The 9,371-nt window shown below is 55.5% G+C and carries 13 protein-coding genes; 9 read left to right on the forward strand and 4 right to left on the reverse strand.

Going from position 1 to position 9,371, the window contains the following annotated elements; all coding sequences use genetic code 11:
* The 8 genes from M7R55_RS07790 to M7R55_RS07825 form a co-directional block, all read left to right on the forward strand.
* Nucleotides 1-217 (forward strand): hypothetical protein (locus M7R55_RS07790; RefSeq protein WP_298219852.1); only part of this gene is annotated, 217 nt, incomplete at its 5' end.
* A gap of 91 nt (nt 218-308) precedes the next feature.
* Nucleotides 309-1,064, forward strand: coding sequence for an energy transducer TonB (locus M7R55_RS07795; protein WP_298219853.1), 756 nt, complete (start codon nt 309-311; stop codon nt 1,062-1,064).
* A gap of 171 nt (nt 1,065-1,235) precedes the next feature.
* Nucleotides 1,236-1,652: an RNA polymerase-binding protein DksA gene (gene dksA / locus M7R55_RS07800; protein ID WP_012823400.1), complete on the forward strand. Its 417-nt coding sequence runs from the start codon at nt 1,236-1,238 to the stop codon at nt 1,650-1,652.
* Nucleotides 1,645-2,250 carry a peptidylprolyl isomerase gene (locus tag M7R55_RS07805; protein WP_298219854.1) on the forward strand — a complete coding sequence of 202 codons (606 nt, stop codon included), beginning with the start codon at nt 1,645-1,647 and terminating at the stop codon, nt 2,248-2,250. The genes dksA and M7R55_RS07805 overlap by 8 nt, the downstream gene beginning before the upstream one ends.
* Before the next feature lie 4 nt (nt 2,251-2,254).
* Complete coding sequence (gene rnd / locus M7R55_RS07810; RefSeq protein ID WP_298219855.1) at nt 2,255-3,379, forward strand: ribonuclease D; 1,125 nt, start codon at nt 2,255-2,257, stop codon at nt 3,377-3,379.
* Between the two features lie 75 nt (nt 3,380-3,454).
* Complete coding sequence (locus M7R55_RS07815; protein WP_298219856.1) at nt 3,455-3,676, forward strand: BolA/IbaG family iron-sulfur metabolism protein; 222 nt, start codon at nt 3,455-3,457, stop codon at nt 3,674-3,676.
* A gap of 187 nt (nt 3,677-3,863) precedes the next feature.
* On the forward strand, nt 3,864-4,187 hold the full coding sequence (locus M7R55_RS07820) for a DUF1244 domain-containing protein (RefSeq protein WP_298219857.1): 324 nt from the start codon (nt 3,864-3,866) through the stop codon (nt 4,185-4,187).
* Nucleotides 4,180-4,785, forward strand: a complete 606-nt coding sequence (locus M7R55_RS07825; protein ID WP_298219858.1) for a cation transporter — start codon at nt 4,180-4,182, stop codon at nt 4,783-4,785. Before M7R55_RS07820 ends, M7R55_RS07825 begins: the two co-directional genes overlap by 8 nt.
* A 10-nt stretch (nt 4,786-4,795) precedes the next feature.
* Here M7R55_RS07825 and M7R55_RS07830 read toward each other — a convergent pair whose 3' ends face one another.
* The 4 genes from M7R55_RS07830 to ubiG all read right to left on the reverse strand — a co-directional run bounded on the left by M7R55_RS07830 (nt 4,796) and on the right by ubiG (nt 8,038).
* Nucleotides 4,796-5,716, reverse strand: coding sequence for a hypothetical protein (locus tag M7R55_RS07830; protein WP_298219859.1), 921 nt, complete (start codon nt 5,714-5,716; stop codon nt 4,796-4,798).
* A 306-nt stretch (nt 5,717-6,022) separates the two neighbouring features.
* Complete coding sequence (locus M7R55_RS07835) at nt 6,023-6,511, reverse strand: hypothetical protein (protein ID WP_298219860.1); 489 nt, start codon at nt 6,509-6,511, stop codon at nt 6,023-6,025.
* 122 nt (nt 6,512-6,633) lie between these two features.
* Entirely contained in the window at nt 6,634-7,335 is a 702-nt protein-coding gene (locus tag M7R55_RS07840) for an HAD-IA family hydrolase (protein ID WP_298219861.1), read from the reverse strand.
* The gene (gene ubiG, locus M7R55_RS07845; RefSeq protein WP_298219862.1) at nt 7,325-8,038 is read right to left on the reverse strand and encodes a bifunctional 2-polyprenyl-6-hydroxyphenol methylase/3-demethylubiquinol 3-O-methyltransferase UbiG; all 714 of its coding nucleotides are present in this window, start codon (nt 8,036-8,038) and stop codon (nt 7,325-7,327) included. The genes M7R55_RS07840 and ubiG overlap by 11 nt, the downstream gene beginning before the upstream one ends.
* A gap of 254 nt (nt 8,039-8,292) precedes the next feature.
* Here ubiG and M7R55_RS07850 point away from each other — a divergent pair.
* Nucleotides 8,293-9,371: aspartate aminotransferase family protein (locus M7R55_RS07850; protein WP_298219863.1), on the forward strand; the 1,079-nt coding region annotated here is incomplete at its 3' end.

A 9,371-nucleotide genomic window follows, 5' to 3' on the forward strand; every position in this document is an offset into this window, starting at 1 on the left:
ATGGGCAAACCATTACGCAATCAGTGATGGCGCGACCAAGGGTGTCATGATGCTGGAACCGGAACAGGTACCCGACATGGTGCGCAAACTCAAACTCGACGGTGTGCTGTTCATGGAAGAAACCGGCCAACTCTGGATGAATCAACGTATGCAGGACAAGTTGCACCTCGTCGAACCTGTCGACGGTCTGACCTCTACCCACCTCGTCCCGGACTAGCCTGGATCAGCAGGGAAAGAGCCAAAGCGAACGACTCTAGCAATAAGACTCAGGCAATGCGCCTCCGGCATACGCGCAACCGCAAGGAAGAATGATGGATCATTGGGCACTCGATCAAAACTTCATCGATAGCGACAAACGCTTCGGCGCCGCACTGCTCATCGCATTGGTTGTTCACGCCGTGTTTCTCACCATTTTTTTCACCGGCGACAAGCCCAGTCCGCCACCACCCCGCCCGATCGAACTGTCGCTGGATGCCCCGCTGGCTGCTAAGACCAACGATGCCAGCCCCACGCCATCCGAAAAGATCAAAGACAAAGTAACAATTCAGGCTCAAGCCAGCACAGCCGGAGAACAGACCAACACCCTGCAAAAAACAAAACCCGGCAAAGGCATTTCCACTGAAGGCAATAACGGCAACACCGACACACCGATCACGAATGCCGCGCCGGATGCCTTCAACCGCCTGAACGAGGCCGTGAGTCGCTCCCTGAAAACCGGTTTTTTGACCAGCAGAACAATCAAAGGCCCAGCCGGTGATTACCTGTCGCACTGGAAGCGACAGGTCGAAGCCTATGGCAACGCGCACTACCCCGAAGACCTGATTTCCCAAAAAATATCCGGGCAGTTGATTCTTGCCGTGAAGATCGACAAAGAGGGTCACGTTCTGGATATCGCCATCCAGCACTCATCGGGCAATTCGAAAATCGATACAGCGGCCCGGCGATTGGTTCAGCAGGCCTCTCCTTACCCGCCTTTTCAGCCCGCACTGGCCGCCCGCTTCGATCAAATCGTCATTACGCGCACCTGGCAATTTTCCAGCGGACATGAGTTGTCCACGCGCTGAGCCCCGCCATCAAAGCCGCTTGGCGACGGACATCATTCTAGGATTGCGCAGGTTGGACGGTATACCTATACTCACGAGTTGTTTGCGCGTCGGCAGTATTTTCCATTGGCTGCGCGTTTGGTTTTTTAGACAACGGCACGCTTAACGCGCGTCGGAATGAGGTTTTGTTACATGGCAGTCACGCTCCCACCCGGTTACAAGCCTTCGGAATCCGAAGAATACATGAACCCCATGCAGCTCGAATATTTCAAGCAGAAGCTGTTGACTTGGCGCGACGAATTACTTGAAGAATCCGAAACAACAGTCAATCACCTACGTGAAGAAAACTGGCAAGAACCGGATATCAACGACCGGGCATCGCTCGAGTCGGATGCCGCACTGGAGCTGCGTACCCGCGATCGCTATCGCAAATTGATCAATAAAATCGACAAAGCCTTAAGGCAAATTGCCGATGGCAACTACGGCTTTTGCGAAGAAACCGGCGATGAGATCGGCATACGCCGCCTTGAGGCTCGCCCGATTGCCACATTGACCATTGAGGCACAGGAGCGGCACGAGCGACTGGAGCGCGTACAACGCGATGAATAAAACCCGACGCCTTCTCACCGCCTTAGCCCTAGCCAATTTATTCGGCACATCTGCTTTTGCGGCTGAATCAACACTCACTTCAACGAAGGAAAAACCCGTTTCCGTGCAAATCGTCACGAACATGGGTAGCTTTGCCGTTTTACTGGAACCTGCCAAAGCACCCAAGACGGTCGCGAACTTCCTCGATTACGTTAAATCCGGGTTTTACAACGGCACGATCTTCCATCGCGTCATACCCGGTTTCATGATTCAGGGGGGTGGTTTCAAACCTGATTTCCGCCAGAAACCCACCCAAGCGCCGATCGTCAACGAAGCCGACAACGGCCTGAGCAACCGGCGCGGCACCATCGCCATGGCGCGCACCAGCGATCCTGATTCGGCCACGGCCCAGTTTTTTATCAATGTGGCCGACAACGAATTTCTGGATTACAGCGCCCCCACCCGGCAGGGTGCAGGCTATGCCGTGTTCGGTCATGTAACCTCCGGCATGGATGTTGTCGATCAAATTGTCAGCACGCCGACCGGTGCAGCAGGCCCCTTCCCTCAGGATGTGCCGAAAAAAACCGTCCTGATCGAATCCATCAAGGCTCTGCCCTGAGCTCGTGACTATCACGGACAGGTTCGGGCTTGCGCAACAGCCTCGGTTAATTCAATCCTCATCGGCACTGCAAGACGTTTGTGGCCAGTTTTTCGAATCAACCTGGGCCACAATCGACACGGAGTTCATGCGGGAATCCACCTATTTCCCGCAACTATGCCTGGTACAGATCGCCGTCCCCGACGCCATCTGGCTGATCGATCCGCTGTCCGTACCGTTGGCACCTTTGTGGCATGAACTGAACCGAACATCTTCCCCACTGGTCTTCCATGCCGCAGAGCAGGATCTGGAACTGATCTATCTTCACTCCGGCGCCCTGCCGCAAACCCTGCGGGACAGCCAGATCGCTGCGGCCTTTTTAGGGCTTGGCGAACAAATCGGCTACGCCAACCTTGTTCATCGCCTGCTGAATGTTGAACTCGACAAATCACAAAGCCGAACGAATTGGGCTCAGCGTCCACTCACGACAGAACAGCAACACTACGCGGCCGACGACGTCCGCTTTTTACGCAGCTTATACCCCCTGCTTCGCGAGCAGTTGGCCACCAGAAACCGGCTGGAGTGGTTCGACGAGGAGTGTGCTGCACTGAGCGACCCCCAACGTTTCCAACCCCAGATGACCGGTCTCTGGCGCAAGGTACGCGGTCAACAGACCTTGCGCGCTGCGCAGCGCGCCGTACTTGATGCAATCACGACCTGGCGGGAAGCATGGGCACGCGAACTCAACCTGCCCCGGCGCTGGGTCTTAAGTGACGAGCAGGCGCTGGAACTGGCCGGCTCACGTCAGTTCCGGCCCAACCTGTTGAACCCCAAAATTGCACGACATCACCTGAGCGACCAACAAGTCGATGAATTACGCGCCACCATCGAGCGAGCCAAACAGTTGCCGCCAGAAGCTTTCCCCCAGTGGCAGGCATTCCAACGAACCGATCCCGAAACGAATGCCATTCTTGGCCGTATGCAGGTTTTGGTGCAGGAACTCAGCAAGCAAATGGAAATAAGCCCCTCCTTGCTCGCGACTACAGACGATATGCTCCGCTTGATACGCGCACCCGATGCCCCGAACAAACTCACAACCGGTTGGCGCAGCGACGTGATCGGTTTGCCGCTAAAATCACTTCTCGATTAATACAGAAAAAGTAAGCACACCATTTGTGCAACAGACTGGCTGTTTTTAACCACGCACATAGACTGAGGTTATGCCATGAATCCCGCCGAAATCGTTTCCATAATTCAAAATGAAATCCCCGATGCCGAGGTTCACCCCGAAGGCGAAGGCTGCAATTTCAAGATCACGGTGGTGAGTTCCGAATTTGCAGGTAAAACCATGCTGCAACAGCACCAGCGCGTGAACAAGATACTGGCGCCCTCTTTGGCCTCGGGCGCGCTGCACGCCGTGACGCTGGTCACCCGGACACCTGCCTGAACAATTCTGGGTACCTCGAAAAACCGTCACGAGCGGCCCGAGTGCAAGGCGGCCGGAGCGCAGCGACCGAGACATATCAAATAGATAGGCGAGGGAGCGAGCACCGCCCAACGCAGCAATCGGGTCGCGCAGTAGGTTTTTCGAGGTGCCCTTCTGTCGAACTTCAATCAACGCTGGAAAAACACCGATGAACGAACACAACACCCCAACCGCTGATGCAAAAGACAAAACCGAGTGGGAAGCCGCCGCCTTCCGCCGTCTGGTCGCGCATCTGCAAGAACGAACCGACGTACAGAATATCGACATGATGAACCTGACCGGGTTTTGCCGTAACTGCCTGTCACGCTGGTATCGCGAAGCCGCCGAGGAAAGGGGTACCAAGCTGAGCGACCACGATGCGCGCGTGGCGATTTACGGTATGCCCTACGACGAGTGGAAAAAGCGCTACCAAAGTGAAGCCAGCCCGGCGCAACAAGAACAATTCAAAACCGCGATCAAACAGCATGAGTGAGCTCGATAGGCACAGCCCATTGCGACGAGCCGTTCTGTGGGTGGCTTTGCTGAACTTCAGTTACTTCTGGGTGGAATTCGGTGTCGCCCAGTCGATCGGCTCGGTTTCCCTGTTCGCGGATTCCATCGATTTTCTGGAAGACACTGCAATCAACCTGTTAATTCTCATCGGCATCGGGCTCAGCCTCGCTTACCGTGCCCGACTGGGCATGTTCCTCGCAGGCCTCCTGCTCGTTCCGGGAATTGCTACTCTATGGATGGCCTGGAACAAGGTCGTCAGTCAGGCGCCACCCGATGCCTTTGATTTGAGCCTGACAGGGTTGGGAGCATTGTTCGTCAATCTGACCTGTGCCTTCCTGCTCGTCCGGTTCAGGCATCACCAGGGCAGTCTGACGCGCGCGGCCTTTCTTTCCGCCCGAAACGATGCATTGGCCAACGTCGCCATCATCGCGGCGGGCTTGCTCACCCTCGTGTGGCATTCGGCTTTACCCGATCTGGTCGTAGGCTTGGGAATTTTCCTGATGAATCTGGACGCAGCCCGCGAGGTCTATCAGGCAGCCCGACGGGAACATGCTGAAACACGGCAACTACAACCGTAAATAGCCCGGCCTATAATTCCGGCCAATGCCCACCCAGGATAGCCTGCGCCACCTTGTCGCTGAAGTAAGCGACCTTGGCGTTCTCATAGGGCTGGGTATCGTTTGCCGTCATCATCCGGTAATAGCCTGCGTAGATGGCAATCAGTTGGGCGGGCGTGTACCCCTCGACCTTCATTGGGTCGGGGTTATCACTGGCTAACTGCGCCAACTGCTTTTGCGTTAATTCCGCGATGTGCACGATGGCTTCGACAAGCAGATCCTTGCTGTGCGGTGGGGCTGTTTTTGCCAGGATGGCGGCCGCATCCGACACCGCATTCGGGTGCGATTGAACCAGTGCGGCAACGTCATCGAGCATTTTTGCCGCCCCATGCAAGGCACGGCTGGCCGGTACCGGAAAGCCATTCCCGCCGGTGGATTCCACCTGCAGTTTGGCAATGGCGATAACGACACGCAGTCGGGGCAAATCCAGCTCACGCGCCCGACGATCGGCTATATCCAGCGAATTGGGCGTGATGGCCATGCCACTACCCAACCAGCGTTGCAGCGTGGTTGAGAGATTTTCCCGCTCGACGTACTGAAATTGCCCGATCGTCCAAGGTAAAATCTTGTCGGTGGGCACGTCGTTGACGACCTCCTTCGCGCGAGCCGTCGGTGCCGTCATGATTTGCTCGGAAGCACCCGACGGGCTGCAGGTACCATACATGGTCTTGTCTTCGCCGTTAACGACATCAGACAGGTTGATATTCACGGTGCCATCGGCATTGATGCGCTGGATAATGCCATCAGCGTAGCCGTCATCCAGCAGGTTCTCGGAATAAAGTGGAATGAATACCCGGTCGCCCACCTTGAAGCTGGCCGCAAAAGTAGTGCCGGCGGCCATCAGCGATAAACAGATGCCGGCAACAAAAGGAATGAATCGTGAATTTCTCATATGACGCTCTTAATCTCACCGTGAATTGGTTCCAGTGTACTGTTTCGCTCTTGGAGGTGCTTTCAGAGCCCTCCGAATGCGCCAGGACAAGGCGCCGTACGCAGGCAATGGCCATGCCCTTGGCAAGCACGGCAACGCCGTCATGGCACATTCGGAGGACTCCCTTCGGGCGAGCCGCTGGCCGATCATCTGCGGCGTTGCGCTCGCTTGCATTGGGATGGCCATTGCGGCGCGAGCGCGCCTTGCATCTAATCGGCCAGCGACTCGCTGAATGTGCCTCCAAGAGCGAAACAGTACACTATTTTTTTAACGGCGACCGGTGAGGGTGCGCCACAGAATTCGCACCATCGCCGTGAGCCGGTCCATAATTTTCTGGCTTCTACCGCCGGTATAGGCGGTGGCCGGATCAACTTGAACCTCGCGGAGTACCTGCTCGGTACGTGCAATACAAAAACGGTAGGTTATGCCAGACAGCCAGGGCTTGCCCAACAGGGCAGATGCCTGGAGTAAATCCCGGCTGCGACGGATATGGCGTTCGCACAGGCGGCGCCAGGCGAAATCCACTGTTTGTTGCTCGAAGTGATCCGCATTCACTCGGTATTCGGCCAGTTCATTCACAGGCAGGCGCAGCGGTTTGTTTGCCTGATGATCCGTCCGGGCGCAAAGCAAGCCATCCACCAGTAGGAGCGCCATGATCAGGCCATCGATTTGAGCGGCTTTTGCCGGGTCACTAGCTCCGATCTGATTGTGGTGACCGGGCCGCAGTCGGGGTAGCTGTTCTCTGTAGAAACTCATGAGATCCGCGAATCCCTCCAATGGCTCTGAAGGATGTATGTCATGAATTGAAATCGGCCATGGTAGAAATTCGAGTACGGATCGTGACATGGATTGCAGCCTTGAATTTTGAGTGTGGATTTTTAGTGTGGGTTTGATGTTGGCGAAAGTAAGGCGAGCAGATCGGTGGGAGTTGTCAGTATGACATCGGCCAGCCAGTCCTCGATAGGGCGTTCTCCATCCAGATAACCCCAACGGACGGCGGCCGAGGGCATATGTGCGGCGCGGCTGGCTTGTATGTCGCGCTCATGGTCGCCCACATACATGATGCGTTGTGGTGGTAGCCGTAGATGTCCCGCGGCATAAATGAGTTGGTCGGGGAAGGGTTTGCGCCGGAGCAGGTCATCGCCCGCGATCACTACCAAGGGCTGGATATCAAGTGCCTTTAACAGTTGCCGGGTTAAAAAACCTGGCTTGTTGGTCACGATGCCCCAGTTCATTTCTTGTTGATTCAACCAGTCAATCACTTCATCGAACCCTGAGAAGAGTCGGGTTTCACCCGCAATATCCTGCTGGTAGAGCTGCAGGAAACGGTCACGAAGAATAACGAAGCCTTGATCATCCGGACCGAGCTGAAAGCCGATTTCCAGCAGCCCCCGCGCGCCATTGGAGACCTGTGGGCGAATCTGATCGAAAGGCAAGGGGGGCAGGTTGCACTCCAATCTCAGGCGATTGAGGGCAAGCGCCATATCGGGTGCCGTATCAATTAGGGTTCCGTCGAGGTCGAACAGCACGCCTTGAATGGGCTGAGTCTGATTGGAGGGCAGCTTTGCATCAAATCTCATGGCGACGGCAGGCCATGAGATAGTTTACGTCCAGATCCTGCGCATTCAGTGCATACGAACGGGTAAGGGGGTTGTAGGTAATGCCGCTGAACGCCACGGGGGTGAGCCCGACCTGACGGGCCATGTGTGCCAGTTCGGACGGCTTGATGAACCGCTTGTGATCATGCGTGCCACGAGGTACCAATTTGAGCAGATATTCTGCTGCAACAATGCCGAATAACCATGATTTCGGATTTCGATTCAAAGTGGATAAAAACACCCATCCGCCCGGTTTAACTACTTTGGCCAATGCTTGAACAATGGACTCGGGTTGGTCGACGTGTTCCAGCATTTCCATGCAAGTGACCTGATCAAAGGTGCCTGCCTGCGTTTCGGCAAACGAAAGAATGTCTTCCAGACGATAGTCGATATTCAAACCATGTTCATTCGCGTGCTTTTTTGCCGCTTGCAACGCATCGGCAGCCAGATCCAATGCAGTGACCTTCGCGCCTTCCTGCGCGAGTCCTTCGCTTAGAATCCCTCCGCCACAACCGACGTCAAGCACGCGAGCACCAGATAGTTCGGCATATTGGCTTATGAACCGGATGCGTAAGGGGTTGATGGCGTGAAGCGCGGCAAATGCACCGTCCTGATCCCACCATTGGTCGGATAATTGGTTGAACTTAAGCAGCTCATCGGCGCGGGCACTTGATTGGGCTGTCATACGATTTTTCTCGACAAGGAAGGGGGAATGAACAGCTCGATTCCGGTAAGGGTCTGGCCGCATTGGCGTGTTTATTCTAGCAGGGCACATCGTGTTTTGAGTCGCGTATACACGAGGAAGGTTTCTGCTTTTATGATAAGCTCAAACAAAGGGGGCTCGAATCCCCTTTATTTGTTGTATCTTTATTTACATTACGTCACTAGATGCATTGGTCAGGAGCATCACACCATGAATATTCAGATGAGAGCAGCCAAATGAGCAGCCATTTGATGTCTACCTATAACCGGCAGCCGGTTACGTTTGTTCGTGGCGAGGGTGCGCGCTTGTGGGATGAGGCAGGGCGCGAGTATCTGGACGCATTGAGCGGTATCGCAGTGACGGGCTTGGGGCACGCCCATCCTGATATCAGTGAAGCCATTTGTGATCAGGCACAGACCCTCATTCATACATCCAATGTCTACGGGGTGCTCTGGCAATCCCGACTGGCCGACAAGTTGGCCGAGATTTCCGGCATGGAATCGGTGTTTTTCGCCAATTCAGGGGCGGAAGCGAACGAGGCTGCAATCAAGCTGGTGCGGCTGTTTGCGCATCAACGGCAGATCGAAAATCCGCAGATTCTGGTAATGGAGAATAGTTTCCATGGCCGGACGCTGGCCACGCTGGCCGCGACCGGGAATCCGGCCATCCAAAAGGGGTTCGAGCCCTTGGTTGCCGGCTTCCTGCGCGTGCCCTATGGTGACCTGGAAGCGATCGAGCGGATGGCAGCGTTACACGACAACGTCGTGGCAGTTCTGGTCGAGCCCGTTCAAGGCGAGGGTGGTGTCCGTGCGGCGCCCGAGGGATATTTACGTGGTATTCGTGCATTATGTAACCAGCATGACTGGTTGATGATGGTCGATGAAGTGCAAACCGGCATCGGTCGTACCGGGAAGTGGTTCGGCTTCCAGCATGAAGAAGGCTTGTTGCCTGATGTTATGAGTTTGGCCAAAGGTCTCGGGAACGGTGTGCCGATTGGCGCTTGTCTTGGCGCAGGGAAGGCCGCGACCCTGTTCGCGCCGGGCAATCATGGTTCGACTTTTGGTGGCAACCCCCTGGTTTGTCGAGTTGCGCATACGGTTCTGAGCGTGATTGAGCGGGACCAGCTCGTTTCACGTGCGGCACAGTTGAGTGAGCGGATTCACAGTGGTTTGCGGGCGGTGTTTGCCGGTCAGTCCGCTGTGCTTGAACTGCGTGGTCGGGGCTTGATGATTGGCGTCGTGCTGGATCGACCCTGTGGCGAATTGGTGCGTCTTGCCTTGGATGAAGGTTTGTTGATCAATGTCACCGCTGGTTC

The organism is Halothiobacillus sp. (assembly GCF_027346185.1).
In the GTDB taxonomy this organism is placed as follows: domain Bacteria; phylum Pseudomonadota; class Gammaproteobacteria; order Halothiobacillales; family Halothiobacillaceae; genus Halothiobacillus.

Bases quoted from the DNA above. Each gene is read 5' to 3' on its own strand.
- M7R55_RS07795 (WP_298219853.1), top strand. From the start codon at position 309: ATGATGGATCATTGGGCACTCGATCAAAACTTCATCGATAGCGACAAA.
- dksA (WP_012823400.1), top strand. From the start codon at position 1,236: ATGGCAGTCACGCTCCCACCCGGTTACAAGCCTTCGGAATCCGAAGAA.
- M7R55_RS07805 (WP_298219854.1), top strand. From the start codon at position 1,645: ATGAATAAAACCCGACGCCTTCTCACCGCCTTAGCCCTAGCCAATTTA.
- M7R55_RS07815 (WP_298219856.1), top strand. From the start codon at position 3,455: ATGAATCCCGCCGAAATCGTTTCCATAATTCAAAATGAAATCCCCGAT.
- M7R55_RS07820 (WP_298219857.1), top strand. From the start codon at position 3,864: ATGAACGAACACAACACCCCAACCGCTGATGCAAAAGACAAAACCGAG.
- M7R55_RS07825 (WP_298219858.1), top strand. From the start codon at position 4,180: ATGAGTGAGCTCGATAGGCACAGCCCATTGCGACGAGCCGTTCTGTGG.
- M7R55_RS07830 (WP_298219859.1), bottom strand. From the start codon at position 5,716: ATGAGAAATTCACGATTCATTCCTTTTGTTGCCGGCATCTGTTTATCG.
- M7R55_RS07835 (WP_298219860.1), bottom strand. From the start codon at position 6,511: ATGAGTTTCTACAGAGAACAGCTACCCCGACTGCGGCCCGGTCACCAC.
- M7R55_RS07840 (WP_298219861.1), bottom strand. From the start codon at position 7,335: ATGAGATTTGATGCAAAGCTGCCCTCCAATCAGACTCAGCCCATTCAA.
- ubiG (WP_298219862.1), bottom strand. From the start codon at position 8,038: ATGACAGCCCAATCAAGTGCCCGCGCCGATGAGCTGCTTAAGTTCAAC.